Origin of the sequence: Kitasatospora sp. NPDC058243, assembly GCF_042882025.1 — a bacterium.
Taxonomy (GTDB): Bacteria; Actinomycetota; Actinomycetes; order Streptomycetales; family Streptomycetaceae; genus Kitasatospora.
This window is the reverse complement of record NZ_JBHVWW010000001.1, coordinates 14,466-40,884: the sequence shown is the minus strand read 5'-3', so window position 1 is coordinate 40,884 and position 26,419 is coordinate 14,466. Positions and strand designations below refer to the sequence as shown.

The window sequence follows — 26,419 nt, the reverse complement described above, 5'->3', positions numbered from 1 at the left end:
CGAGTTCGCCGCGCGTCCTGTCGGCATGGAGTATCGCCGAGTTGGGTGCTGACGGTGCAACCGATGTTGGTGGCGCCGCCCGCGCCCAACCTGCAGGTCGAGGACTTGCCTCCGGAGATCGGGAAAGCGTTGGCGCTCGGTCCTCCGCATCGGCGCTGCTTCGTCCGGCGTCCCGGCGGAAGTCGGGCATGCCGAGGTGGACGGTGGAAGGTTGCGCTGCACGTTCGTGCATGGCCTCCAGTCTCTGTGCGTCGGCGGCCAGGTGGTCTCGCTGGCGGCGGCCTCGCCGATCCAGCCCTGGTCCTTGGCCTCCTGCAGGCGGTCGATGAGATTGACGTGGATCTCCTGGAGACGTGGCATCTGAGCTGGGTCCACGAGAAGGGCAAAAACCTGATCTGGATCTCGGCGGCGAAGCCGGGCCGCTCCGGCGAGATCACCACCGCGCGCCACGACAAGATCTGCGCCAAGCTCCGCGAAGCCGGCCTCGGCGCCTTGGCCGACCTCGGCTTCGTCGGTCTGGACGACGACCCGGACGACCCGGTGATCGTCACCGGTCGCAGGGCGACCCGGGGACATCCGCTGACCGAGGCCCAGAAAGAGGCGAACCGGCTGGTCAGCCGCGAACGCGCGGCCAACGAGCACGGCTTCGCGGACCTGAAGAACTGGAGGATCCTCAGCAAGGTCCGCATGAACGCCAAGCACGCCACCGCCCTCCTACGGGCCCTGCTCGTGCTGACGAACGCCGAAATCTCCCGCTGACGGGCGATCACTTGCCAGCGATCACGCCCCCGACCGGCCGAGCCGAACGGTGGGTCTACGGAGACCTTGACCGGAACTTCGCAGGGCGGGTGGTCTCCCCGCCGCTGGCCAACGTCTATCTCTCCGTCCTGGACCAGCACTTCGCCCGGATCGGGGAAGAGAAGATGTGCCGCACCGCGCGTTGCGTCAGGGGTGAAACCGCCAGCGCCCTTCGGAGACGACGTCCACTTTGCCGTCGCTGACGCGAATAGCCGTGTCGTCGTCGATGAAGTAGATCGGGAAGTCCGCCCGCTCGACGATGCGATCAGCCCAGACGTCGTCCCGCCCCGGGAAGTCCGGCGAGTGCAGGTGCGGCTTCAGGTACCAGTCGAAGAGACCGAACGGCGGCTCCACCGTCGTCGCGCCGAGCACGTGCAGGTCCGCAGTATCCCCGATGACGTCGGCGGAATGTTCGGTGAGATTTCGGCTGAAGATCATCGATCCGGCGCTCACCCCCACATAGACCCGGTTCTCCAGCACCTCCAAGAAGCCGTCGGCCAGGCCGTTGCCGGTGATACTGCGCGCGAGATGGTAGTGACTGCCGCCCTCGACATAGATGACGTCGGCGTGAAGCAGCCGGTCAAGCACCATCTGCCGAGGCAGGCCGTTCAGCTCCAGGATGTCGAACTCCTGCCAGCCGAGACCGTGCAGTCGACTCATGTCCGCGACGAACCACCCGTGGTCTCCGGGTTCGGCAACGGATGCCGTGGGAACGTACACGATGTTCGCCGACTCGAACGGCTTTCCCAGCAGGTCCCGCAGCGCATCCCGCAATGTCTCGTTGCGCAGGCCGCTCGACGTCAACAGAAGCTTCACCAGGCGAGCCAATCATGGCTGCCAGGCCCGCGCAATGCGCTGGGAGGCCACCACCTCCGTGGTCCGTGCTGAGGCGGGCGACCAGCATGGCCGACCGGGTCAACCGCGAACCCGCAGCCAACGAGCACGGCTTCGCCGGCCTGAAGAACTGACGGATCCTCACCAAGGTCTGCATGAACAGGCCCGGCACGCCACCATGCTTCTGCAGGCTCTGCTCGCGTCGACGAACGCCGAATCTCCCGCTGACGGACGATCATCTGCTACCGATCACGCCGTAGACCGGCCCGAGTGCCCCACCCCCGACCCACGCCAGCCCCGTGACCTGCAAGTTCAGGATGAACAATCCTCAATGAAGGCCCGGTGATGGGGGATCACATCTGTACTGACCGCATAGGTACGTCGGGTTGGGGTCTCGGGCTGCGCGAACGCTCAGGGGGTGTTCGCGGTCGCCCAGGCGCGGAACAGCGTGATGGCCTCGGTGAGGTTGCCGGGGCCGCAGCTGGCGTGAAAGATCTTCTCGGAGGTCCACACCCACACCCAGTCGTGTGTACTGCGGTTGATGTCCTGTCGGGGATATTCGCATTCCTCCAGGTCTGTCTCCTCCAAGTCAATGGTGACGGTCCAACCCGGGTTGTCGAGCGTGGCGATCTTCACGCCCCACTCGTGCTCCCAGTCCTCGTTGCACTGGTCGGTGTACCAGTCCTGCAGCCAGTCAAGGACATGCTTCGAATCACTCATGGGAGGAGATGTTAATGCTGTGATCGCATGGATTTGTCCGGCTGCGCAGCCAGCTCAGTGCGGTTGTCGGCCGGTCGCACGCTGCCAGGGCGGCGCGCATCCTCGCGTACTGGTCCTCGGGTCCGGCGGGCTGGCTGTCGAAACCTGGTCGGGACGGCTTGATCACACAATCGCGGACTCCATGAAACTCGGGGCAGCTCACGGCAGCGCCTGACGCTCCAGCTCCGCCGTCACCTCCTCGACGGCCCGCCTGGCCCGGCGTCCTTGCGAGCGCCGGTTGGTCAGCCGGCCGTCGCACATCACGCTGTCGGCTCCCCATGCCAGGTCGATGCCGTCGGCGCAGGCCGTGGAACGGCACAGCTGCCGCTGGGGCAGGCCCTTGCGGATCAGCCAGCCGTACGCGCTGGTGACCAGGACGGGGCCGAGAGGCAAGCCGCGGCCGCCGAACTCGCGGACGACGACGGAACGTAGAGCCGTGGCCGCAGAGCTGGCTGCGCTGGAGGCGCCGGTCCGCGCCGGTCCGCGCCGGTCCGCGCCGGTCCGCGCCGGGGGAGGAGGGGAGGAGCGAGAGGACCGGGGGAGGGGCCGGTGGTGGTGCCACTTCACCTCCTGGCTCCGCGGCCTGCTGGCCGGGAGGCGATCAGCCTCCGCCGACAATCAGTCGCCGGAGGCACGGCGGCGGATCGACTTGGCTGAGACCGTCGTTCGGAGGCCGCCGGATCTCGGCGGTATCCCGTTCCTGCGGGTAGCGGGCGAGCAGTCGGTGGGTCTGCGGAACATGCCAGGGTGCCGACGAACGGCTCCCGGCCGCATGGGCCGGCCACCCGGCCGCGTCCGGGCTATGGCGTGGAGTCATGAGGCAGCCGGAGCGTTCCAGCTGGGAACACGGGGAACGCCTGCCACTACCAACGCCGTTCGGCCGGCCGGCCGTTCAGGTCCGGCTCCGATTGCAGTGGCTCGGACCGGAGGTCCTAGCAGGTCTGTTGGTAGCTCAAGCCCGGGACGTAGGCCCTCCAGTCCGGGGCGGAGAGTCCCCCGCCGGCCCGTGTGCAAGCCAGCGCATGGGCGTGGTTGCGCAGTTCGTCGAGTGCGCCGAGGTCGTTGACGTTGACGATCTTGTCCTCGGCGCCGGACAGGAGAGTCTTCCCGTCCGGGGTGACGGCGACCGCGGTGATTGCGCCGGTCCGGGTGCTGGTACCGCCGAGGTTGTAGGGCTGGACCGGGTTGGTCACATCCCAGACGATCACCGTGCGGTCGGCGCTCCCGGATACGAGGGTGTGGTCGTCCGGGCCGGCGGGGTTCCGCGGTCGCTGTGCTGGGGGCGCTGCTGGATCGCTCGCTGGTGCAGATCGCTGACGCCTCCTCGGACGCCCGCTGCTTCGACCGGGAGACCATCCGCGTGGCGGCGGACGTGTGGGACAACAACACCTTCCCGCTGTTTCGGGCAGCCACGGCCAGTACGCGATGCGGGCGCGAGCGTCGTGCGCGGGCGGCGTTGGAGTGGATGGCCGGCCTCGGTGAGGAGAGGCGCTGGATGCTGGATGCTGGAGCAAGCCTCGGCCGCCGGACACTCGTTGGACGACCTGCTTGCGCCCGCGAAGCCGTACGTGCCAGGTCGTGACCATCTGGGACGGGTGATGGCCCCGGTGATGGCGGTGACGCCGCAGATCGCAGAAATCCTCGCCGCCGACTATGAGCTGGCGTCGGCCGAGGTCCGCTTCCGACAGGTCGAGCGGACAGGCAGCCGGCTCGTCGGCTGTCTCGAACTGGCGGTGGCCCGTTCCTATCCCGTCGACGACGGCGCGCCTCCCGAGACCGCCATGCTGGACATACGGCTACGCGACATCACCGAGGTCCGCTTCGATTCCCATGACACCCAGGGCGCAGCCCTTCGACCGGAAGCGGACGGGGTGTCGATCGGCATCGGAGCCCGCGGCACACTCCGCGCTGCGACGGCAGACCTCCACCCAGACGACCGCTGCTGGCACCTGTCCGCCGCCGGACACCGGGCCGATGCGACCACACCACCCCGCGACAGCCGACCTACCTGGCCCGACACCCCGCAGGAGGGGCGCTTGGGCACCAACGCCATGGCCGCAGCAACCCTCCTCCACCGCGCCATGCTGCACATCCGCATGGTCCGCTCTGCCTGGGCGCTCACCGGGTCCCGGTGCGCGACTTCCACCGGGCCTTCGCCGGAGCGGGCGCGGCGATCCTCGCCGCAGGCGCGCACCGCCTGCCCCACCGCCGCGAAGCCGCCTTCCGCCAACTGATCGAGACCTGGGCCCGCCGCGGCGGGTCGGCCCTCGCCGACTGGTTCACCACGGTGCTGCCAGAGACGGCCCACCAACCGGCCCTCCTCGCCGGCCTCCGCGACCAGGCCCGAACACACCCGGTCGCCGACGTACCGCAGCAGCCCGCTCCGGACCCCTCTGCGGTCCCCGGTCCGCCGGAGGCCGAGCTCCGATTGGCCACGTACGCCTCGGCATACACGCGCTACGGCACACACCACAACGCCTCCGCCCTCGTGCACCTGGCCGTGCCGCCCCGTCCCGAGAGCGCCGAAGGCACCTTCTGGCGCCTGCGCGTCGCGAAAGGCGCCGACCCTGCCCGCTTCCAGTTGCAGACCGAGGCATTCCAGGGCACCAGCCATCCCCGCGTCACAGTTGATGACAATGCCGCCCGCCACTTCGTCCTGCACGACGGAGCCCTCGACATCACGAGCGGGGAAGACTCGAACCGCGATCTGTCATGAGTCCGTTCCTTTGTGCGGACCTGAGCACATTGCCCTGACGTCGGCATCAGCCGACACGTCGTCGGACTGCCAGCCACCCGGATCAGGGGAGAAGCGGCCGGACGGCCAGCCATTCCTGAAGCTGGTCGCGACTGCGACCGGGGCGTAGGTGTCCGATGATCAGGTCGAGGTGACCGGTCAGGTTCTTGAGGCGGCGTAGCTCACCGATCTGCTCGGCAGGCAGGGCCCGCCAGCGGGCGCCCAGAGCGCCGGCCTTCGCAGGACTCAGGGCGAGCTCGGCGAGGGTGTCGGCGGCGAGAACGTCAGGGTCCCAGTCGGGGTCCTGGGCATCGGGACCGAAGCGGTCGATGATCCACGCTCGGAGCATGAAGTCGTTCTGGGCCATGCGTGCCTGTTCCCGAGGGCCGTCGCCGTGCAGGCGCGCGTTGACCCGCAGGGACAGTTTCGCCCATTGCTTGCGCTCCTCCGGTCCGAGACCATCCTCGGAGTGGTACGCGCGCAGGGCGCTGATCTCCCGGACGCCCTCCAACTCGCCACGGTGCCGACCAGGACGTTCGGCGAACGCGGTGAGCTGATCGAACGTCAACACGCTGAGGTCTCCGACCGGTTCACTTACTGAGACGCTGTCCATGGACACCAGCCTGCACCCATGAACGACCGACTGTTCGGCCGCCCTCCCCGCCGAGCCCGGTAGGTGGACCTCGGCCTGCAACCCACCCTGCTGCACGGAGTCACGGGCGTCGAGGCAGGTACGGGCCGCCGTCAGGTGCCCCGGTCAGCGTCCGACCGGGGCGACCGGGGCGGCCTGTGCGACAGGCCAGCGGGGGCCGCCCGGGCTGCCCTGCCACGCCCATTGCTTCTCGGGGGTGACGGTGATCCCGTAGTCGTACAGTTCCGGCGAGCCGAGCGCCTCCCACTGGGACCAGGCGATCAGCACCTCGTCGCCGATCCGCCGCGGCCCGCCCTGGAACAGCACCGCGCCCCCGTCACCGTCCGCGGACAGCGCCGCCCAGGAGCGGTCGCCGTCGTGGAACCAGACGTTGGCGCCGTCCTCGCTCCGGCCCGTCAGCACGACGGCGTCCGGGACGGCGACCCGCACCGCGAAGCGCAGGTGCCAGTCGTCGGCCAGCGGCGCCGGATCGCGTTCCACGACCCGCCGCACCTCGGGCCCGCCACCCTCGCGCACCGCCGTGTACGTGGCGTGGTCACCGCGCGTCGGAGCCGGCCCGCGCCGGTCGGCCATGAACTGCGCCAGGCCCTGCACCCAGCCCGTCGCGCTGCGCCCGTCGTCGGCAACGGTGAGGGCGACGTGGCCGAGCCTGCCCCAGGGGTAGACGATCCGGCCGCCCGGCTTCGTCGCCTCCACCCAGCCCCACGGGACGGCCTCGACGGCGTAGGTGGCGTGGAGCCGGTCGACCCTGGCGCCGTCGGGCGGCCCCGCGTGGGTGGCGTCGCCGGCCAGCACCTCGGCGTCGACCCCCGCGGCCGCCAGGCGCCCGCGGGCGAACGCCGCCAGCCGCTCGTCGACCTCGGTCGACACCACCCGACCGGGTCCGGCCCGCCAGGCCGCCAGAGCACAGGTCCAGCCCTGCCCGCCGCCGACGTCCCACACCGTGTGCCCGGGCTCCAGCATGAGGCTGTCCAGCATGTCCGCCACCACGCCGGGCGCCGACAGACTGGAGGACGGCAGACCGTCGGTGACCTGGGTGATCGCCGCGCCGTTGACGTCGCGGTACAGCTCGTCCGCCCACCCGCCCGCATCAGTGGCGCGGTCCATCGCCACGTAGGCGCATTCGTCCCAGCGCCACAGCCGATCCGGTGCGAACAGGTCGCGCGGCAGCGCGGCCATGGCCTCGCGCAACCACGGCGAGTCCTCGGGCCACGCCCTGCCCTGCTCCATCGCCGCGTCCATCCGCACCCGACGCTCCACCAGGTCGGCGTCGGGGCTCACGGCTTCTTGTGCTTCCCGCCCGACGGCGGCGCGGGAGGCACCTGCCCGTCCTGGTTGCCCGGCGGCGGGCTCCCCTTCTCAAGCGGCGCCGGCGGCTTCTGGTGATCGCCCATGCTGCTCCCCTTCCACGTACACGCTGACTGGCCGACCATCCTGGCGCAGCTCGGCGCCGGCCGGTAGACGGCGTGCGGTCGCACTTCGAGGGCGTGCGGGTCTCGGGCGCGCGCATCCCGGGAGCGCGGCCAGGTACAGGCAGAGCCGGAGCCCGACGTGCCGCAGACAGCTCCCGCCGGGCGCCTCGCCGCACCGCAAGTACGGCGACGGAGCCCGCCGGGCCGCGGCAAGCCGTCAGCGGCGGTGGGCCGCACATGTCATCGCCCTCGTGCTGCCGGCGGAGCAGGCCCGCGAAGAACGGTGGCCTCTCCGGCAGCGGTACTGGTGCCCGGTGTGCGGCGGCATCCTCCAGGCCGGGTTCGGGACCGGCTCTCGCTCAGTTCGCCGGCCGCGTGGGATGCTGCCCGGCATGATCAACTCTCCCGATACCGAAGCGCCGGGTGGGGCCTGGTCGTTCGCGGCGGCGCGTGAGCCGGCCGAGTTCCCCCTCGTCGGGGTCAACGGTGTGCCCGGTGTCGGGCACGCCGGGGACGGGAGGCGGACCCTGTGCGGGATCCGTGGCCAGTACCTGACGTTCTTCCTGCACCACTTCCGGCCGCAGGACCTGGCCTCGTGCCGGAAGTGCCGGGCGCTGGCCGAGGCGGCGCCGTCACGGCCGTGCGGGCAGGAACGCCTGCACGACCTGCTCCTCCAGGAAGCCGACGACGGGCCGCTGCGGACGGACCTGCTCGCTGCGCTGCGCCGGGGCGCGCGGATCGCGTTCTGGGGCACCGGCCCGGCACGTGACCTCACCCGGTCCTACGCGCGGCTCGACCGGATGACGGAGGCGGCCGGCCCGGCCGCCGAGGCGCTCGCGGCGGCCGGCACCTCCGTCACGCTGGCCCGCGTCGAGGACACCGACCAGCAGTACCTCGTCGTCCTGCCGCACGACGACCGCGCCCGCATCGCGCGCGGTCCGGCGACCACCTCTCCCGCCGCTTCGCCCAGCCCTCCTGCGACGCCACCGCCCCCTCGGGACGCAGCGCAACCGGGCGACGGGCGGGACGGCCCGTGAGGCCTGTCCCGGCCCCGGCCGGCGCGAACCGTTCGGACCGACTCGACCGGCCGTTGCCTGGCCGCCGTCGACGCTTTCCTCGCCGACCGGACCGAGAAGAATCGGACCGAGGAGAACCGGACCGTGGTGCGGGAGACGTTCCTGGCCATCCCGGCGCCTCGTAGCGCCGATACGCGCTGGGCGACATGGACAGAAAGGACGCACCGCTTCGGGTGCTGGTGACAGGGCCCGGGCGTGGCAGGGCAGCCCGGCTCCGGCCGGGAGCTGTCCGATACTGCGCAGGGCGGCAGTCACGGGATGGCCATGGGCGACGTGGGTGGTGTCTACGTCTTCGTCTGCCGTGCTTGCCCCCGCTGGCCCACGATCCACCGGTACGACTGTTGAACTCCCGCGAGTCGTGGCGTTGCCGGCCTGCGGTGCTGGCACACCGGCCCGAGCGCTCCCGCAGTCGCTCGGGGTGCGGGTTGAACCTGCCGACCGGCAGGTGGGGCTCGATCATCGTCCGCTGATCGTCCGCGAGTTGCCGACGCGTCACAACCAATGGTCTTACCTGTTCCGCTCTCGGAGGAGGGGGGACCACAAGGCTGGTCACAACCTCACACAGGCCCTCATTCCCGTACGTCGTGGCGGTTGGTGAACCAACGAGGTCCGCCATCCCGTTGAGACATGTACCTGACCACCCTCCGATCGAGAGTTGGCTGCCATGACCTCGAAGCGTGTTGTCCAGTCCTCCGTACTGACCGCCGTCCTGGCGCTGAGCGCAGGCTTGGCCCTGGCTCCCGCGGCGCAGGCCGCCACCCCCAGCGCCGGAACAGCGCAGTCGGCCACCCCGACGGCGTCCGCCGGCTACGCGGTGCGCAGCACCAAGGTCACCCTGTCGAACCAGACCAGCAGCATGCTCTACCTCGGCTCGGCCACCCTGGCCCACGGGTGCTGGACCGCCGGCAGCCCCCTGCCCCCGAGCTACATCCTGCCGAACGTCGCCCCCAGCTGGAAGACCGAGTCGTGCGGGTTCCTGACGGGCACCGAGGGGCAGATCAGCTTCGGCGTGGACACCTGGAACGGGTTGATCCACTGGAGCAATCCCTATGCCGGGTCGAACATCAACGAGTGCACTGTCGGCGCGGGCCTCACGTGCGAGGTGATCGGGGGCAAGGGGAACACCGCCGAGGTCACCTTCGTGGTGCGGCGCGCCTGAGGCCCGACCGCACCGGTCGTGCGGAAGTCGCGCTCCTCGCCGTCGCCGCCCGCCATCCGTTCTACCGCGATTGCGACTTGATCGGGCGTCAGGTCCACCCGGGCGGTCTGTCGGAACCGTCTCGGACAGCGCGCCGGTTCTGAGTGGACCTCTGCGGGCGGCGACCTCGGTCGTCGGCTCCCGGCCGGCGCGCGGCGCGGCGCGGCCTGGCTGCGCCGCGCCGGCCGCGGCGGCATCCGCACGCCCTTGCTGCGTCCGCGACCCGAGGCAGGGCTGCCAAGGCGTCACGTTCCCGGTCGTGGACGGAATGGGGATCGGTTGCCGCCCCTGAGTCGAGCACCGCCTCAAGAGTGCTAACTTAGGCAAGCCTAACCAAGAAGCGCGATCACACAGCCCAGGGGGGCACCATGGCAGACCAGCCGACCCGCCGGACACCGCAGGCCCGTGAAGCACAGGTGCTGCGCACCGAGCGGATCACACCGCACATGGTGCGCCTGGTCCTCGGCGGTGCGGGGTTGGAGGACTTCGACGCCACCGAGTTCACCGACCACTACGTCAAGGTGCTCTTCACGCCCGAGGGTGTGAGCTACCCGGAGCCCTTCGACATGGCGCGGATCCGCGAGGAGTTCCCGCCCGAGCAGCGGCCGATCACCCGGACGTACACCGTGCGGGCCTGGGACCCGGCCCTGCGCGAGCTGACCATCGACTTCGTGGTGCACGGTGACGAGGGCCTGGCCGGGCCATGGGCGGCCCGCGCACAGCCCGGCGAGACGGTGCGCTTCCTGGGCCCCGGCGGCGGCTACGCCCCCGACCCGAGTGCCGACTGGCACTTGCTGGTGGGCGACGAGAGCGCGCTGCCCGCGATCGCCGCGGCGCTGGAACGGATGCCGGCCGATGCCGTGGTGCACGCCTTCGTCGAGGTCGCGGACGCCGCGGAGGAGCAGAAGATCGTCTCGCCCGCCGGGGCCGAGATCAGCTGGCTGCACCGCGGCGCGCGCCCGGTGGGCGAGGCGCTGGTCGAGGCGGTGTGCGCGCTGGAATTCCCCGCCGGCGCGGCATCCGCGTTCGTGCACGGCGAGGCAGGCTTCGTGAAGGAACTGCGGCGCCTGCTGCGCGTGGAGCGGGGCATCCCGCGCGAGCGGATGTCGGTCTCGGGCTACTGGCGGTCAGGTCAGAGCGACGAGGCCTGGCGGGCGGCCAAGCGCGAGTGGAACGCCCAGGTGGAGGCCGAGCAGGAGCAGGCCGGGCGGGAGTCGACCGGCTGATCCGCGCCGCCGGGTAGCCGCCCGTGCTGCGTGGACGCGGAGACCGTGGTCGCCCTGCGCGAGTTCGCCGGCGACGGCCACCGTCGGAACGCGGAACTCGTCGAGTACACACCCGACGGGGAGGCGGTCCTGGCCGGCGGCACGGCGCTGCTCGGAGCGCGGGTGGAGGCGACGGCCGCCGGTTTCGTGACGGGCCTGAGGCTGGTCAGGGCGGCGCTCGGGTTCTTCGGCGGTCAGGAGCTGCAACTCGACCTGGCGGAGTTCGGCTTCAACCTGACGGTCCCTCTCCGCTCGGGCCCGTCGGGATGTCCGACGGGCCCGAAGGGTGCTGGAGACCGCAGCCGTCCACCTGGTGCGGGGATCGATCCCGGGCCGGGTGCGCGCAGTCCAGCCGGGCGGCGGCAGGGCGGCTTCACACCTGGAAGCTCTGGATGTCCGATGTCGTGCTCGTGAAGCCGTTGGTCGAGATGACCCTGACCTGAACCTGTGTCCCCGGGGGGAACTGGCTGTGGTCGATCGTGATCGTCGGGTTCTTCAGGCCGACCCCGACGGTCTGCCAGGTCCGTCCGCCATCCGTGCTCACCTGGGTCGCGAAGGTCTGACCGTCCTGCGGGGCCGGGCCGAAGTCCAGGGCCAGCCCGACGTTCCCGTCCTGCGCCGTCGTCGGACGGGCGCCGCGCAGGGCCGGGGCCGGGGCTCCGGGGCGGAAGGTGTCCACGACCTGCCCTCCGACGAGCAGTTCGACGGACGCCGGATCGGCCCCCACCGGGAGGACCGCGTCGACCAGTCCGGTGCGGTCCTGCCCCGGCTCCGGGTCCGACGACAGCTTGACCGTGACCGGGAAGTCCTGCGGGGGTGCACCGCCTGCCTGCTGGATCCGCAGGACCACCGGCACCTCGCCGTCCGGGCCGGCGCCGTCCGGCTGCCCGGCCCGTCCGGCGGGGGCCGGCTGGGCCGGTTGTCGGGCCGCGGCCGACACCGGATTGACGAAGCGGATGTCACCGGCGCGCTGGGTGAGGTTGACGGTCCCGATCACGCTGACGAGCTGCCCGGTGTCGGGCCCCGCTCCCCGTGCCGCTTCGTCGGCCGCCGGCATCGGGGCCGCCGCGGTGGTCACCGAGAGTTGCGGGAACCGGTCGTCGGGGCGGCCGCCGGTTCGTGTGGTGACTCTCAGTTCGTGGGCGGCCTCGCGCAGCGGAGCCACCGGGGTCGGCGCCGGGGCGCCGGCTGCGAGGGAGTCCTCGGCCAGCAGGCGCTGGCGGATGCCCTCGTAGGTGTAGCTGCAGGGCCACTGGGAGTTGCAGTAGGTCATGACGTCGTGCCACGGCACCCCCGGCCGGGCGGCCATCGGCAGGTTCAGCTGGGGGTCGCCCACGTCGAAGCCGGCGTAGCTGTTCGCGTCGTTGGCCAGCTGTCCGTTCTGGAACGGGTAGTTCTGCAGGTCGTCCTTCGACTCTCCGCAGAATCCGGGGTGCTTGCGGCCGTAGGTGTGGCCGAGTTCGTGCCCGCCGTACCAGTCGGCGTACGTGCCGTCGAAGTCCCAGCCCCACGTCGCGGCACCGCACGGCGCCGAGGCGACGGTGGTGGGGTCGGGTGTGGCGGGCACCCCGGAGGCGCATCCGCGCATGAAGAACCCGCCGTCGGCCGCCTGGCCGAGGTAGTGGGTGCGCCGGTCACCGCCGGCGCTGATGTCGAGCGCGCGGATTGCGGCGAGCTGGGCGTTGGTGTCGGTGCACTGGAACGGCGGGGTGGCGGTGACGTCGATGATGGTGTGCGGCGCTTCGATGACGTCGGCCACCGGGTAGGCGCGCTTGAGCCAGCTGATCAGGAAGGTGTAGTCGATGTCCCGCGGGGTGTAGGTCACGGGCGGGTTGCCCATGGTGTAGCGCAGCCCCAGGACTCGGACCCGGAGCGGCGGGGACTGCGTGAACCAGACGGCGGTGGCGCCGGGCGGCGTGTTGAACGGGACATCGGCGCCCGTCATGGTGTCGGTCAGGGAGATCGAGCTCACGCTGAGTGCCCCTTCGGCCGTCAGTGCGCTCGGCACGACGAAGTTGAGGCTCAGGCCGGCGTCGGCTCGACGGGTGGGTACGTCCTTGGGCGCGGTCGGATCGAGGGAGACGGTATTGGCCGAGGAAACGGTGATCGGGGTGTCGGTGGGTGACCGGAGCAGGGTCACGGTGCCGTTCACGCCGGTGGCGGGGCCGCTCGCGCCGCTCACGTAGGCGCGGATCACGGTGACCTTGCCGGCGATCAGGGTGACGCTGTGCTGGAGGTCCTGAATGGCTTGGGTGACCTCCGTGGCGTCCAGCACGGCGAGCGTCTGAGTCGTCATGGCTGACTCCTTGGACGAGCGTTCCGGCCCTTTCAGGCTATGCCGCTCAGGGGCCGTTCGCCTGTACGGCGGCGGCGCCAGAAGGGGCTCAGGGGCCAACGTTGCTCCTGGGTATAGGCGTACCCGTGATTTCTTCGGTAGGCCGCCGCGATCCCGTCCAGGAACGCCGTGTAGTCGGCGAGCGCTGCCGTCGTCCGTCCCCCGTCGGCGAGGCAGTCGGCCACGGCCCGTCCGGCGCGGGCACCGGTGTGCAGCGCGGTGAGGATGCCCTGCGAGGAGAGCGGGTCGAAGGCGAGGGCGGCGTCCCCGGCCGCCACCCAGCCGGGCCCGGCCGCCGGGGTGAGCCGCAGGCCGTGAGCCGGCGCCCAGCGCGGCACGGGTGTCGCGGCCGGACCGTGCCCGGTCAGGCGGCGCCGGACGTGGACGGTGCGACTGAGCGCCTGCCAGAAGCCCTGTGGGGTGCGTAGGGACGGGGTGGCGAGGTCGGCGTCGGTCAGATGGGCGACCAGGCGCCCGGCCGGGATCCAGGTGGTGTACCACCAGCCGTGCGGTGCCGCCTCCACCAGGGTGCGGGCCTCGGCGTCCGCCGGGTCCGAGGGTTGCCCCGGGTCCGACGGTTGGCCCGGGCGCGAAGGGCGCGACGGGTGGCGGTCGGGGAACACGACGTACGCGGCGACGAGCCGGTCCTGCCGCCAGCGGCGGCCGTTGCGGCGGCCGATGACACAGCGTCGGCCGGTCGCGTCCACCGTCCAGCGGGCGGACAGCTCCGTCACGGCGCCGGTGGCCGGCTCGCGGACGGTCAGACGGTCGTCGAGCCGGTCCAGTACGGTGGCCTGCCGCAGTTCGGCACCGGCCGCGACGGCCGCGTCCCGCAGGAAGGCGTCGAAGCGGAGCCGGTCGAGGTGCCAGCCGTGGCCGTACGGGTCGAACAGGTGGCTGCGGCCGTGCAGCGCGGCCGATCCCCAGGCGGCGTACGTGCCGGTGGAGACGGGGTGACCGGAGGCCAGGAAGGCCTCCAGCAGCCCGAGATCGCCCAGCAGCGGCCGGGCGGCGGGCGGCAGGAACTCCCCGATTTTGAACACGGGTCGGGCGGAGAAGACAGCGGCGGACGCGACCGGGGACATGGCCGGCGACGCGGCGCCCGGCCGGTGCCGGCCGCCTCCGCCGTCCAGGAGCGTGACGCGGTGGCCGGCCCGGGCGAGGACGAGCGCCGCCACGGCGCCCGCCGGTCCGCCGCCCGCGACCACGGCGTCGACCGGACCGGACGGGCGCACGCGAACCGGCGGGTGAGGGGTCACCGGTTGGGCCGCAGGCGCTTGACCTTGTCGATGAACCCGACCGAGACCTCCTCGTCGGGGGCGTCCGCCATGGTGGCCGCGGTGGCCAGCGCGGCCGCGCCCAGGGCCGGGTCGGCGCCGCGGTCCACGTGCACGGTCATCAGGTTGCGCCCGGCCGGCGGGGCGGGCTCGGCCGGGAAGCTCACCTCGGACTCCACCAGGACCTCCGCCGGCAGCCGGGGGTCGTCGGTGGGGCCGACCCGGCGCTCGACCACCCCGAGCTTGCCGAAGTCCTGCACCATCGCGTTGATGGCGGCCATGTAGTCGCGGGGCAGCCAACGGAGCCAGGTCCGCCGGTTCTGGAACGCGGCCAGGCGGTCGGCGATCGGGCGGGTGGTGTCCATCACCACCTCGTAGTCCTCCTCGGCGAGCACGTGGTTGGGCACCCGGGCCGGCCAGAAGGTCGGCAGGTACGGGTCGTACGGGCCGAAGCCGAGCGAGACGCTGTACTCGTAGCCCGACCGGCAGCTCGCCGTGTCGGTCTGCCACGGCACCGCCATCCACCGGGTCAGGCCGCCCGGGCCCTGGGCGTGCAGCGGGCCGTCGAGGGAGAGCGCGAGCTCCGGCGTCAGCGTCTGGCCGTAGTCGGGCGGGGCAGGCGCCAGCGGGTCGCGGTGCCGCACCCGGAACGGGCTGCTGTACAGGGTGATGTGGCGCATCGGCCAGGTCAGCTCGCAGCCGGGGTGGAAGGCATCGGCGAGGCAGAACGACAGGGCCGCCCGGTCGAGGGTCCCGGGCTGTTCGGCGAACGGGACGTCGTCGAGGGCGGCGGGCGGCGCGGCCGTCGGGTCGTAGTCGTCGGCGAAGTCCCCGCGGGCCCACCGCTGCAGGAGGCGGTACTGCAGCGCGGAGAGCGTCATGTGCTGGCGCACGGACTGGGGCGGCAGGTTCATCGCATCGCCGTAGACCGCAGGCCAGGGCACCGGCGACATGCCGTCGCGGTTGTAGTCGCGGACGGAGAGCCAGATCTGCCGGCGCAGCTCCCGCTGGACGGGCGAGGGGTCGGCCAGCGCGGCGACCCGGGCGGGGTCGAGGAGGTACTCGCGCCCGCCGAAGCCGAACTGGGTGGACAGGCCCTTGTTGACCCACTGCAGGCCGGACAGCCGGCGCAGCACGGGCAGCACGTCGCGGGTGAACGAGACCTGCTGCGGCTCGGGGAGCTGCCCGGCGCTGAAGAAGGAGTCGCGCACCAGGTCGTACATCGTGCGCACCGAGGCGAGTTCGGGCGCGTAGTTGGGGGGCGCGGTCACCACCCAGGCCGGCTCGACCGGGATCGGCCGTCCGTCGATGCTCACCTCGGCGGTGACCGGGCCGTCGGAGGTGTCGTCGTACCAGCCGTCGTTGTTGGCGAAGGTGTCGGCGGGGGTGCCGGTGGAGGAGGCCGAGACGCCGTGGCCGCCGAGGAAGACCAGCCGGCCGCCGTCGTCGGTGCGCAGTTCCCCGAGGTAGACCGGTTTGCCCATGAAGGTGCCGGTGTCGAAGCGGTACTCGGGTTTGTCGGAGCGGTTGCGGCCGCGCACCGAACGGGGGCCGGGGTCGATGACCAGGAGGTCCGTGCGCTGGTCGGCCTGGATCTTGGGGTTGCGCAGGTTGCTGTCGTCGGCCTGGTTCGCCTCCGGGATGTCGAGGGCGATCTGGAACTGGTACCAGGCCGCCTTCGCGTTGGCGACGTGTACGGTCCAGCGCAGGTCGGCGTTGTCGGCGGTCAGTTCGGCGACCGGCTCGCCGGCGGCGTTGTAGCCGTACACCCGGAACCGGACGCCCTGGCGCTTCAGGGCGCCGGTGACGTCCTTGTAGCTCCCGACCGGCAGCGGGGCCGGATCGTCGACCTCGGGGCCGAGGACGAAGTCGTCCATCGTGCTGTCGCCGACCCGGGCCACGCCGATGGCCGGGTGCACGGCGGCCCGGACGATCCGGGTGTCGCGGGCCGCCGGCGGGGTGATCTGCGGGCGGGCGGGGCCGGGCTCGGCCGTCGGGACGCCGTTCACGTCGCGGCGCTGTTCGGCCGAGGCCAGGTACACCGTCCTGCGCACCTCGGCGATGCTTCCCACCGGGGTGTGCTCGGCGAGAGCGTGCCACGGGTTGAGGGAGAGGTTCTCGCCGTACGCGGCCTGGCCGCGGGCCGTGACGTCCTGCTGCTGGAAGGTCAGCCGGGCCACCTTCACCGGGGCGCTCTCGGACTCCTCCCACCGCACCGTCGCCTGGTCCAGCGGCATCTTCTCGTCGTCGGTGCGGAACTGGAGCATCAGGTCGAAGGCCGCCGGACCGGCCTTGAGCCGGTGGACCAGGTCGGCGCCGAGGTAGGCGGGGTCCTCGTCGGGCGGTGTCGCCGCCGGGTCGGCCGGCTCGCAACCGGCGGGCACCAGCTTGTACTTGACGAAGCGGTCCGGTCCGAAGGCGTAGGGCAGGACGCCCCAGTAGGTGGCGGTCAGCACGCTCTGCTCGAACGTGGCCATCGCGTCGAGGATCCCGGCGGTGACCGGATGGGCTTCCAGGTACTTGTCGTAACTTCCGTCGATGACACCGGCCTTGGTGAACTCGCACATGTCCTGGGCGGTGTCGACGAAGAAGACGTCGAAGTTCTGCAGCAGCAGGTCCTGGGTGCCGGCCTCGGCGTAACCCTCCAGCAGCTTCGGGCCGGGCACGCCGAACAGCTTGATGCCGACGCCGAGGGTGGTCTTCAGGTCGGGAGCGCCGGGCACGGTGTCGCTGGAGAACCGCACCCAGGCGGGCAGGCCGCCGGCCTGGGTGCGGGCGCTCTCCAGGAACCCGACACGCAGGTCCGACGGCAGGTCGTCGGCGACGGTGAGCGTGCCACGGGCCACGCCGTGCGGCTTGAGGAACACCGGCCGCTTGACGGGGTCCTGGCCGCGGGCCATCCGCACGCCCTGGGTCAGGTCCACGAACATCTGCTTCAGTGCGCCGGCCGCGTCCTCGGCGCAGCCGGGCAGGGGCGGCAGCCCCGCGGTGTCGTCGAAGGGCTCGGGGGTCCCGGTCATGCTGTGCTCCCGTCGGTGCGCTGGTGGAGGGGTCCAGGCCGGTGGAGCACCTCGGTCGACGTCGCGCGGCTTCCGGACCCCGGTCAATCGTGCACAGACCTTCGAGGGGCTGCGCGCCGACGTACGCCCGAAACGACCAGGCGGCGGGCCCGCTGCGCGCCGCCTCACTCCAACCGGCCAGCAGCGCTCGCCCGCCCCGGGGTCCCCCTGGCAGCGTCTTCGGTGACCGGCGCCGTCAGTGGCCCGGTCGGCCCGGCCGACTGCCCCGAGGAAAGGAAGGTCCATGACCGGAAGAGGATTCAGCGTCACCGTCCAGGGCGACCTGGAGGGGGACGTGCTGCAGCGGATCGGGGACACGGTGCGAAGGCTCGTCCTCGACCAGGTCGCCGAGCTCGACCTCGCGCCGCCGCTGCGCGAGGTGCCGCTCGGCGGGGCCGGTTCTGCCGGCGACGCGGTGGACGCGCTGCTGAAGCGGCCGGGGCCGATCGGGTTGCAGATGGAGCAGGAGTAGTAGTGACCGAGACCGAGGCCGGCCCGGCCCGAGCCGGGGCGACCTGCCCGAGCAGCCTGTGCGCCCCGGGCCACCTACTGCTCGGCATCGTCCGGCAGGACGGCACCGTCGCCGCACTGCGCCCGCCGCTGACGGTGGACGCCGAGTTCACGGCCCGGGCCTCCGCCCCCGGTCTGCGCCCGCCCGAGGCACGGTTCCGCTTCGCCGGGCCCTGCGTCGAAGCGGCGTGCGGCCAGTGGGAAGGGTCCCGCTGCTCGCTCGGCGACGCGGTGGCCCATGCCGCGTACGAGGTGGGCGCGGACGACCCGGACGCTCCGCTTCCCCCGTGCGCCGTCCGCTCCACCTGCCGCTGGTGGCAGCAGAGCGGTTCCGCCGTCTGCCGAGTCTGCGACCGGATCGTGCACACCACCAAAGCGCCCGCCGAGACCACCAGTTCGAGGACACTCTCGAAGCCTGGGATGTCTCCGTCCTGGCCCGGGTCTCCTCATGGCAGTGAGGAATGCACCGCTGATGCTTCAAGTCCCCGCGCGGCCGGATCGGGCCCTGTCGCCCGCGCGAGCGCCCCCGCGGCAATCAGCGGAGTCACCGAAGGGCAATTTCATAACAGCCTGTCTTCACTCTGAATACTCAGAGTGACTGCTATACGTGGGTACATGACACATGAACAGCACTCGGCGCCTCCTGGGCAGCGCCCGCGGCGCGTCCGGACGGCCCGGCTCGCCGCAGGGGCCCTGGCCCTGATGGTCGGCGCCGCAATGCCCCTGTGCCTGGACACCGGCACCCAGGCGCAGCCACGGGCCGGCGGCTCGCCCCTGGTCAGCGAGACGTTCACCCAGGCCACCGCCCCGGAGTTCACCGGCGTGGGGTCGGCCTGTCTCACCGGCGCGCCGGCTGCCGCCGCGCCCGGCCCCGGGGACCATCCGCTGGGCGGCTGCCCGGGCGGCGTGGGCCCGGTGCCGCCCCCCGACGGCGCGCCGCACGGCTATCTGCGGCTGACGGACGCGTCCAACGACCAGGCCGGCGCGGTCCTCTACAACAACGCGCTGCCCGCCAACCAGGGCCTCGATGTCACCTTCGACCAGTGGCAGTACGGGAGCACGACCCCGGCCAACCCCGCTGACGGCATCTCGTTCTTCCTGGTGAACGGCGACGGCGCGCTGGCCCACCCCGGCGCCTTCGGCGGCAGCCTCGGGTACGCGCAGAAGCTTCCCGACGACGACCCCACCGCCACCTTCCTGCCCGGTGTCGACCGCGGCTACCTGGGCGTGGGGCTCGATGTCCTCGGGAACTACTTCGGCGACTGGGAGCACCGCGGCAACGGCTGCCCCACCCGCTCGCCCGCCGGGACGGCGTTCCGCGTCCCCGGTCCCGGGGCCAACATGGTCACGGTGCGCGGCCCGGGCGACGGGATCGAGGGCTACTGCTTCCTGACCGCCACCACCAGCAACTTCAGCACCACCGCACCCTGGCCGTCGACGCTCCCGGGCACCCTGCAAGGGCCGCTCACCGCGCTGCCCCCGGGGGCCACCCCCGCCCAGGCCGAGAGCGCACTCGAACCCTCGCGCCGCCGGGTCCATGTCGAGCTCACCCCGACGCCCGCCCCGGTGCTCACCGTATCGGTCGACTTCAACGACGGCACCGGCTCCCACCAGGTGCTCAGCACGCCCGCTCCGCAACCGGTGCCCGCCACCTACAAGTTCGGGTTCGCGGCCTCCACCGGCCTGTTCACCGACGTGCACCTCATCCGCAACGTGGTGGTGAGCAGCAACCAGCCGCTGCCGCAGTTGAACCTCGTCAAGCAGGTCCGGCAGCCGCTGCCCGGTGACCTGGTGGCCGGGACACGGGTGCCGTACGACTTCGTGGTCACCAACTCCGGTGCCACGGACATCACCGGCCTCGCCGTCAACGACCCGAAGGTCGGCCCGGTCTCGTGTCCCACGACGACGCTCGCGAGCGGCCATACGGTCACCTGCACCGCCACCTACACCGTCACCACCGCCGACGTGACCCACGGTTCCATCGACAACACGGCCACCGCGACCGGCACCTCGGGCGGCCAGCCGGTCTCCTCGCCGCCGTCCTCGCAGAGCGTGCCGATCGAACGGCCGCCCGGCCTCGCCATCGAGAAGCAGGCGCAGACGCCCGGCCCCTACACGGTCGGGCAGACGGTCACCTTCCGCTACACCGTCCAGAACACCGGGGGCACAGAGCTGACCGGCCTCCACGTGACCGACGACCACGTCACCGACATCACCTGCCCCTCGACCACGCTCGCCCCGGCGGAGAGCCCGGGCGACCGCACCACCTGCCACGGCACGTACACGATCACCGAGAACGACGCCACGGCCGGCTCCGTCACCAACACCGCCACCGCCACCGGTACGGCGAACGGCCAGCCGGTCACGTCCCCGCAAACCCAGCTGACGCTGCCGATCGGGGCGCCGCACCTCACCCTGAAGAAGCGGGTCCTCTCGCGCGGCCCCTTCGCCGTCGGAGACACGGTGGAGTACTCCTACACGGTCACCAACACCGGCAGCACCGACCTGCACGGCGTGCTGGTCGACGACGACCGCATCGCCGACGTCAGCTGCGCCGCGACCACGCTGACGCCCGGGGCCGGCACCACCTGCCACGGCACCTACACGATCACCCTGGCCGACATCGAAGCCTGCAAGACGGCCCACAACCGCGGCGGCGGCGAGAAGGGCTGCGACATCACCAACGTGGCGTTCGCGGCGGCCACCGACCCGCACGGGAACCCGATCGTCAGCGAACCCGCCAAGGCCACCATCACCGTGGGAGAGAAGAAGGACTCCTACTGCCACAAGCACCCCGGCCACGGCCACTGCCGCAAGGGCCTCACCGAGCCCGCGCCCGACCAGGAAAATGACTGACGGTACCTCACCACCCCCGGCCCTCGCGTCCCCTTCCCGCACCGCGCCCCCTTCCCGCACCGCGTTCACGCGCCGCTTCGTCTAGGGTCCGGGCCGGTCGGCGTTCCACCCCTGCGGCAGGGCCTCGTCGCAGAAGACACGGACGAAGTCCTCCTCGCGGACGATGTTGAGCTGCCGGCAGGACGGGCAGCGGCGGAACACCACCTCGTACGTGAAGCCGGACGGACGAACGACCCCGGCCCGGTCCAGGGCGTCGGCGACGGCCGGCCGCGAGCTGACGTCCGGGCAGTAGTCGGTCGACTGGTTACCGACCTCGTCGACCGCCCACCGCCCGGACCCCTCTCGGAAACCGATCTCACCGGCGCCCAGGACCATGTCTCCACCGGCACACACCACGTGCTCATCACGGTGCGGTGCGAGCCGCAGGGCCCCGGCCCGGTGATCGCTGACCGCTCTCATCGAAGGCAGTCGGACGCCAGCTCGTTTCAACGGACCAAGTCGCCCCCACGTCAACCAGCGGAGGCAGGGCGGGCGACCTGGAGGTTGTCGTCTCAGTCAAACCAGTCCGCGCTGGTCACGCTGCCCAGGTCGACTGCCTTCGATGAGACCAGTCAATCGTCGGGAGACTGCTTAACAGCTGGGGGTGTCCTGTGCCAGGAAACCTGGACCGGCGGCGGTTTGTGACAGTGAAGATGGACCACCGCAGTCGAGACGTCTCCTGGCACGCTGGTGACATGAAAGATTTCCAAGATCGAGAGCCGATTGATTCGCTCGTTGCCGCGGACTCTCCCTCATGGAGTGTCAGGGCCGCTGCAGGGCGTCGGCTGGCGGCAGTACCTCAGATCGAGGACGTCGCCGATGTCCTTCACCGCCTCTTGCTCGACGCTCAAGACACCGCAGTGACCTCGGAGACAGCCGTGGCCCTGTTGGCACGTGAGGACCTACCGGGTCTACGCGCCGTGCTCGCCGCCCGAGCCAACGCGACCGACCAGGGAACCGCTGACCAGCTCAGCGCGGAACTTGACTGTGACCCGCGCTGGATGACCGGCAACGGCCTGGCCGAGCTCATCCGGCAACTCAAGGCGCTGACGTCGGACGCAGATTCAGGGGTTCGCGACGAGGCCCAACGGCGACTCTCACTCCTACGACAGAACAACTGATCTGCGGTGGTCCGTCACCACTGGCGCAAACCGCCGTCGGCCTACCTTCGGTGACACGCGGTCCAGGTTCCCTGGCACAGGTCAGGGGGCGTTCAAATGTACGCAGCTGAGGAGAGCGAAGGCCGTAGGCCGACGCTGGGTCTGATGACGGCGCCGACGCCACCTCACCGTGTGCGCACTCACTGGCTTCCCTGTCTCCGCGCTCCGGTCCGGACCGGGCCGGTGTGGATCGTGTCCGTGTCGATGGCGTGGGGGAGCACGGCGTCGGCGGGTTCGGTGATGCCGATTTCTGTGAGGCCCGCCGTCCCTGCCGACCCCGTCGGTTCCGCCGGGACCGGAAATTCTTCGGTGCGCTCCCGCCCGGGTAACCTCGTTCAGACCTCCAGGACAGGAGAATTTCCTGTCCCGCATGTCGGCGCCGACACCGCAGGAGGTTGTGCGGGGACGGCCGGCCCGGCTGCTGCTCCGTTCGGCGCCGTGGTCGCTGCCGGGCACGGAGACTGCTCGGACCTCGTCTTCCATCGGCAGTCACTCCGTGATGTCCTTGTCGGCGTTCCCTGTGCTCCCTGTGCTCCCTGCGCGCCTGTGGGCTGCTGCGCCCTGCCGGGCTGTTGGTGTTCCGTCAGCGGGCCTGCCGTGGCGGGACACGCCCGTCCATGGCCGGCCCGCTCCCGGCCTGATCCGGTCGGTCAGGATTGCCTGCGGGTTTCCGAGGGCGCGCCGGCCCGGCGGGCTGTTCGCAGGCGCTGGTGGCGACGGCGGTCCCGCCACCATTCCAGCCGGTCGTGTGAGGACTGGGGGAGGACGGCGTTGAGTACGGTCCAGGCCCCGGCTGGTGCGGCAAGGAGCAGGATCGCCCACCAAGGGGTGTGGTTGTGGAGCAGGAGGACCGGTGAGATGACACCGACAGTCCTGGCCAGGGGCAGGGTTCGGTTGCGTTTGTTCACCTGAAGCCTCTCTCCTCAACGCTGGCGGGGGTTGTTCATCCCGCGTGTGACAGCGTTCCTTCACCGAGTCGGGGGCGATGCCCTATCGGCCAGTTGCGTGCCGGGTGGAGAGGTCTCCTCCGCCGGGGTGGAGAGGGACGGAGGGATCGTCCGCTGCCCGAATCCATCGACGAAGGGGTTGTCGATGCTGAGAAACTACTCGGTGAGGTCGCTGGCGAGGAACTCGCCAGCCAGCCTGCCGCCGATCGTCTCGGCGGTGCCCACCGCCCTGGGGCTTTGTCTCGGGGCGCCGCATCGGCTGGGTTGACCACCTGTTAGCGTGCGCGAGTGACTCCTCCCCGGCGTAAACGCCGGGGCTTCTCGTTAACCCTGGCGGGCGTCGCGACGGGCCAGCCCGGCCCGTAGAACGTTGATGGCTCCTACCGTGTCGGCGTGCGCGCGGTGGCCGCAGGCGACGCAGTGGAACTTCTCCTGAGTGGGCCGGTTCTCCTTCGCGGTGTGCCCGCATTCAGGGCACTCGCGGGAGGGTTGCGGGGGTCCACGGCGATGACTTCCCGTCCGGCGCTTTCAGCCTTGGCGTGCAGGATCGTCAGGAACACCCCCCAGCCGGCATCCGAGATCGAGCGGTTGAGTCCGGCCTTGGCCGCGGCGCCGTTGGGCAGGAAGACGCCGGGTTGGTCGGGGTCGGGCTTCGGCACGGGGGCCGCGAGCATGTTGCGGATCTTCAGGTCCTCGTGCGCGATGAAGTCGTGCTCACGGACCAGCCCGAGGGCGGCCTTGTGGGCGTGGTCGAGCCGTTGGCGGCGCACGTCCGTCGAGGTACTCGCGCGTCCCCGGCCTGACCTCGTCCATTCCCGCCCCTTCCTTCTCGCTCCTGTGGCGCCTGTTGCCCCGGACGATACGCACCGCCGCAGACAACCCCCGGTGCCGCGGTCCGCCCGGTGCGCCCGGCCCGCCCGGCGCGTCCGGTTCTGACCGGGCCTCAGGGCCGTAGGTGTGCAGGCCGGTTACGGGGAGGCTTCCGAAACGAGAACCGTTTCCAAAAACCCCGCCATCGATCGGTCAAGGTCTGTCGGAACGCGGCCGTAGCGACCGCCCGCTGCGCCAGGGTGGGCGCCATGAGACTCCTGAAACTTCGTTCTGCCCCGCGCGCGGGCCGAACGCCGTTCCGCGCGCTGCCGCTGATCGCGCTGGTCGTGGCCGGCGCGGTGATATCCCTCGGTACGGTCGTCCCGGCCGCGGCCGCGACCTCCCGGGTCGACCTGAACGTCCTCGTCGTCACCGACGGCAACCCGTGGGTCGAGGGCATCCACAAGCAACTGGTCTCCGAGGGTGTGCCGACCACCGTGGTCGACCTCACCAGCAGCAACCGCGCCACTCTCACGGCGTCCTTCCTCGCCGACGCGCTGGCCGACGGCACGCCGCACGGCCACTTCGAGGCTGTCGTCCTGCCCAACGACGCGCCGAGCCGGCTCTCCACCGCCGAACTCTCCGCCCTCACCGGCTATGAGCAGGCCTACCACGTCCGACAGGTCGACTCCTACGTGTGGCCGGGCACCAACACCGGTCTGAACACGCCCGCGTGGACCGGTTCGCTCGACGCGACCACCGCCACCGCGTCCTCCTCCGCCCGGGCCGACGCCTTCCGCTACCTCAACGGCCCGGTGCCGTTCGAGGGCACCGCGGGCGGCAGCGGCTCGTACGGCGCGCTGGCCACGCCGGTGCCCGACAACCCGGCCACCGGCTCGCACTTCGAACCGTTCCTCACCGAGACGGTGCCCGGCACCTCGACGCAGGGCGTGCTCGCGGGCGTCTACACCAGCAGCGGCCGCCAGCAGTTGGTCCTCACCTTCGCGTACAACTACGACCAGCAGCAGTTCCGGCTGCTCGCGCACGGGATCGTCGACTGGGTGACGCGGGGCGTCCACCTGGGCTACTGGCGCAACTACTTCTCGGCACACATCGACGACCTGTTCAACGCCAACTCCCGTTGGAGCCAGAGCGGCAAGTGCACCCCGGGCGAAGGCGACTGCGCCGCCGGCGTACCGGACACCACGCCCATCCGGATGGCCGCCTCCGACGTCACTGACACGGTGAACTGGCAGCAGCAGAACGGCTACACCCTGGACTTCCTGTTCAACGCCGGCCCGGGTGTCGAGTACCAGCAGGAGCAGGGCGGCGACGACCCGCTGAGCGACGCGCTGCTGGCGAACAAGAACAGCTTCCGGTGGGTCAACCACACCTACGACCACCCGTTCCTGGGCTGCGTGCAGGACTTCTCGGTGATCCCCTGGCGGTGCCAGACCGACGCCTCGGGCGCCATCGAATACGTCGACCAGCCCACCATCAGCTCCCAGATCACCCAGAACATCCAGTTCGCCCAGGCCAACGGCCTCCCGTTCCGGCCGAACGAGCTGGTCGCGGGCGAACACTCCGGCACCGTGATGCTGCCGCAGCAGCCCGACGACAACCCGAACTTCCTGGCCGCGCTGAGCGCCGACAACATCCAGTGGCTCGGCGTCGACGCCTCCCGCGAGAGCGGGCAGCGTCAGATCGCCTCCGCGCTCGGCACCCCGCGCCACCCGGTCAACGTGTTCTACAACGTCTCCACCCAGGCCGACGAGGTGAGCGAGTACAACTGGCTCTACACCTCCAAGGCGAACGGCGGCAGCGGCAACTGCGAGGCCAACCCGGCCACCACGACCTGCATCGCACCGCTGGACCCGAACAGCGCCTGGTCGAGCTACGTCCTGCCGCTGCAGGTCAGGATCACCCTCGGATACGTGCTGTCCAACGACCCGCGGCCCTTCTTCATGCACCAGTCCAACCTGACCGACGACAAGCTGGCCCTGCAGACCCTCGCCGGCATCCTGTCCACCTACCGCACCTGGTTCACCGCGGACACCCCGGTGGTCAACCAGACCCTCACCGACTCCGGCACGGTCCTCCAGCAGCAGGCCGGCTGGCAGCAGGCCCAGAACACGGGCTCGGCCACCGGCTACATCCAGGGCGGCGTGGTCACCCTCCAGGGGACCTCCGGCACCGCCGTGCCGGTCACCGTGCCCGCCGGCGCCACCGTCACCGGCGGCGCCACCTTCGGTGCCGCGTACGGCGGCGAGCAGTCCGCGAACACCACGCTCGGCGCGACGGCTACCGCACTCACGCTGCCCACGAACGTGTTCGGCACGGTGGCTGACTCGACCCCCACCGGCCCGGGCGCGGAGCTCGCCTCCTACGCCAAGGGCTCCCCGCACGACGTGCGCCGCGACGGCGACGCCATCGTCATCACCGACCCGACCGGCACCCACGTCCTGCCGAAGCTCGCCGGCGCGCCGGAGGAGCAGCTGCACATCGGCGACCACCACCACAACCCGTACAACGCCGTCCCGAAGGCACCGGCCAAGAAGTAGCCCGCACCGCGCACCTCGCACCCCGTACCGCGGCGGGGGGGGGGACAAGAGACCCCCCCCCCATGTGTTTGACCCTGCACTAGCCCCCTCCAGGCATGTCGATGTCGCGCAGGCTCAGGGCTTTCTATGTTCCCCCG

Annotated in this window: 21 protein-coding genes and 3 pseudogenes; 12 read left to right on the top strand and 12 right to left on the bottom strand. The window is 71.3% G+C overall.

Features of this window, described 5'->3' with window-relative positions; genetic code table 11:
- Window positions 1–45: 45 nt before the first annotated feature.
- A complete protein-coding gene (locus ACFVX9_RS00195) occupies window positions 46–759 on the top strand; it encodes a transposase family protein (RefSeq protein ID WP_387979493.1) in 714 nt (237 codons plus the stop codon).
- A 186-nt stretch (window positions 760–945) separates the two neighbouring features.
- Here ACFVX9_RS00195 and ACFVX9_RS00190 read toward each other — a convergent pair whose 3' ends face one another.
- From ACFVX9_RS00190 to ACFVX9_RS00170, 5 genes and pseudogenes are all read right to left on the bottom strand, one after another.
- Complete coding sequence (locus tag ACFVX9_RS00190) at window positions 946–1,614, bottom strand: Type 1 glutamine amidotransferase-like domain-containing protein (RefSeq protein WP_387979490.1); 669 nt, start codon at window positions 1,612–1,614, stop codon at window positions 946–948.
- Window positions 1,615–2,043: 429 nt separating this feature from the next.
- Window positions 2,044–2,352, bottom strand: a complete 309-nt coding sequence (locus tag ACFVX9_RS00185; RefSeq protein ID WP_380377770.1) for an immunity 53 family protein — start codon at window positions 2,350–2,352, stop codon at window positions 2,044–2,046.
- A 198-nt stretch (window positions 2,353–2,550) separates the two neighbouring features.
- The gene (locus tag ACFVX9_RS00180) at window positions 2,551–2,784 is read right to left on the bottom strand and encodes a hypothetical protein (RefSeq protein ID WP_380377771.1); all 234 of its coding nucleotides are present in this window, start codon (window positions 2,782–2,784) and stop codon (window positions 2,551–2,553) included.
- A gap of 539 nt (window positions 2,785–3,323) precedes the next feature.
- The gene (locus ACFVX9_RS00175; RefSeq protein WP_387979910.1) at window positions 3,324–3,584 is read right to left on the bottom strand and encodes a hypothetical protein; all 261 of its coding nucleotides are present in this window, start codon (window positions 3,582–3,584) and stop codon (window positions 3,324–3,326) included.
- Window positions 3,585–3,977: pseudogene (locus ACFVX9_RS00170) on the bottom strand (WD40 repeat domain-containing protein); the annotation flags it as partial.
- Between ACFVX9_RS00170 and ACFVX9_RS00165 the strand changes: the two are divergent.
- The gene (locus ACFVX9_RS00165) at window positions 3,894–4,625 is read left to right on the top strand and encodes a hypothetical protein (protein ID WP_387979920.1); all 732 of its coding nucleotides are present in this window, start codon (window positions 3,894–3,896) and stop codon (window positions 4,623–4,625) included. The pseudogene ACFVX9_RS00170 and the gene ACFVX9_RS00165 sit on opposite strands and share 84 nt — an antisense overlap.
- Complete coding sequence (locus ACFVX9_RS00160; protein WP_387979485.1) at window positions 4,523–5,107, top strand: hypothetical protein; 585 nt, start codon at window positions 4,523–4,525, stop codon at window positions 5,105–5,107. Before ACFVX9_RS00165 ends, ACFVX9_RS00160 begins: the two co-directional genes overlap by 103 nt.
- A gap of 82 nt (window positions 5,108–5,189) precedes the next feature.
- Here the strand turns inward: ACFVX9_RS00160 and ACFVX9_RS00155 are convergent, their stop codons facing one another.
- Both ACFVX9_RS00155 and ACFVX9_RS00150 read right to left on the bottom strand, forming a co-directional pair.
- Window positions 5,190–5,738, bottom strand: a complete 549-nt coding sequence (locus ACFVX9_RS00155; RefSeq protein WP_387979483.1) for a hypothetical protein — start codon at window positions 5,736–5,738, stop codon at window positions 5,190–5,192.
- A 144-nt stretch (window positions 5,739–5,882) separates the two neighbouring features.
- The gene (locus ACFVX9_RS00150; RefSeq protein WP_387979480.1) at window positions 5,883–7,058 is read right to left on the bottom strand and encodes a protein-L-isoaspartate O-methyltransferase; all 1,176 of its coding nucleotides are present in this window, start codon (window positions 7,056–7,058) and stop codon (window positions 5,883–5,885) included.
- A gap of 523 nt (window positions 7,059–7,581) precedes the next feature.
- Between ACFVX9_RS00150 and ACFVX9_RS00145 the strand changes: the two genes are divergently transcribed.
- From ACFVX9_RS00145 to ACFVX9_RS00130, 4 genes and pseudogenes are all read left to right on the top strand, one after another.
- Window positions 7,582–8,226 (top strand): hypothetical protein, encoded by a 645-nt coding sequence (locus ACFVX9_RS00145; protein ID WP_387979477.1) that lies wholly within the window; start codon window positions 7,582–7,584, stop codon window positions 8,224–8,226.
- 33 nt (window positions 8,227–8,259) lie between these two features.
- A pseudogene (locus ACFVX9_RS00140) lies at window positions 8,260–8,459 on the top strand (DUF1768 domain-containing protein); the annotation flags it as partial.
- Between the two features lie 470 nt (window positions 8,460–8,929).
- On the top strand, window positions 8,930–9,424 hold the full coding sequence (locus ACFVX9_RS00135) for a hypothetical protein (protein ID WP_380377778.1): 495 nt from the start codon (window positions 8,930–8,932) through the stop codon (window positions 9,422–9,424).
- A gap of 407 nt (window positions 9,425–9,831) precedes the next feature.
- Window positions 9,832–10,689 (top strand): siderophore-interacting protein, encoded by an 858-nt coding sequence (locus tag ACFVX9_RS00130; protein ID WP_387979474.1) that lies wholly within the window; start codon window positions 9,832–9,834, stop codon window positions 10,687–10,689.
- Window positions 10,690–11,101: 412 nt separating this feature from the next.
- On the opposite strand, the gene ACFVX9_RS00125 is transcribed toward ACFVX9_RS00130, so the two are convergent.
- Genes ACFVX9_RS00125 through ACFVX9_RS00115 form a run of 3 tightly spaced genes read right to left on the bottom strand, consistent with a single transcriptional unit; the run spans window position 11,102 to window position 17,360 of the window.
- Window positions 11,102–13,024 (bottom strand): hypothetical protein, encoded by a 1,923-nt coding sequence (locus ACFVX9_RS00125; protein ID WP_387979471.1) that lies wholly within the window; start codon window positions 13,022–13,024, stop codon window positions 11,102–11,104.
- Between the two features lie 32 nt (window positions 13,025–13,056).
- Entirely contained in the window at window positions 13,057–14,298 is a 1,242-nt protein-coding gene (locus ACFVX9_RS00120) for a tryptophan 7-halogenase (protein ID WP_387979468.1), read from the bottom strand.
- A gap of 20 nt (window positions 14,299–14,318) precedes the next feature.
- On the bottom strand, window positions 14,319–17,360 hold the full coding sequence (locus tag ACFVX9_RS00115) for a LodA/GoxA family CTQ-dependent oxidase (RefSeq protein ID WP_387979465.1): 3,042 nt from the start codon (window positions 17,358–17,360) through the stop codon (window positions 14,319–14,321).
- Window positions 17,361–17,643: 283 nt separating this feature from the next.
- Between ACFVX9_RS00115 and ACFVX9_RS00110 the strand changes: the two genes are divergently transcribed.
- From ACFVX9_RS00110 to ACFVX9_RS00100, 3 genes are read left to right on the top strand one after another with little or no spacing between them, the layout of a single operon-like run.
- A complete protein-coding gene (locus tag ACFVX9_RS00110) occupies window positions 17,644–17,871 on the top strand; it encodes a hypothetical protein (RefSeq protein WP_380377794.1) in 228 nt (75 codons plus the stop codon).
- A 2-nt stretch (window positions 17,872–17,873) separates the two neighbouring features.
- Window positions 17,874–18,494, top strand: a complete 621-nt coding sequence (locus ACFVX9_RS00105) for a hypothetical protein (RefSeq protein WP_387979462.1) — start codon at window positions 17,874–17,876, stop codon at window positions 18,492–18,494.
- A 30-nt stretch (window positions 18,495–18,524) separates the two neighbouring features.
- Window positions 18,525–20,765: a hypothetical protein gene (locus ACFVX9_RS00100; RefSeq protein WP_387979459.1), complete on the top strand. Its 2,241-nt coding sequence runs from the start codon at window positions 18,525–18,527 to the stop codon at window positions 20,763–20,765.
- Window positions 20,766–20,846: 81 nt separating this feature from the next.
- Here ACFVX9_RS00100 and ACFVX9_RS00095 read toward each other — a convergent pair whose 3' ends face one another.
- Window positions 20,847–21,140: a hypothetical protein gene (locus ACFVX9_RS00095; RefSeq protein ID WP_387979456.1), complete on the bottom strand. Its 294-nt coding sequence runs from the start codon at window positions 21,138–21,140 to the stop codon at window positions 20,847–20,849.
- Between the two features lie 359 nt (window positions 21,141–21,499).
- On the opposite strand from ACFVX9_RS00095, the gene ACFVX9_RS00090 reads away from it, so the two are divergent.
- Window positions 21,500–21,925, top strand: coding sequence for a hypothetical protein (locus tag ACFVX9_RS00090; RefSeq protein WP_380478598.1), 426 nt, complete (start codon window positions 21,500–21,502; stop codon window positions 21,923–21,925).
- Between the two features lie 1,310 nt (window positions 21,926–23,235).
- Here ACFVX9_RS00090 and ACFVX9_RS00085 read toward each other — a convergent pair.
- Window positions 23,236–23,681, bottom strand: a pseudogene (locus ACFVX9_RS00085) (RNA-guided endonuclease InsQ/TnpB family protein); the annotation flags it as partial.
- 309 nt (window positions 23,682–23,990) lie between these two features.
- Between ACFVX9_RS00085 and ACFVX9_RS00080 the strand changes: the two are divergent.
- Window positions 23,991–26,282, top strand: coding sequence for a hypothetical protein (locus ACFVX9_RS00080; RefSeq protein WP_387979453.1), 2,292 nt, complete (start codon window positions 23,991–23,993; stop codon window positions 26,280–26,282).
- The last annotated feature ends 137 nt before the right edge of the window (window positions 26,283–26,419 follow it).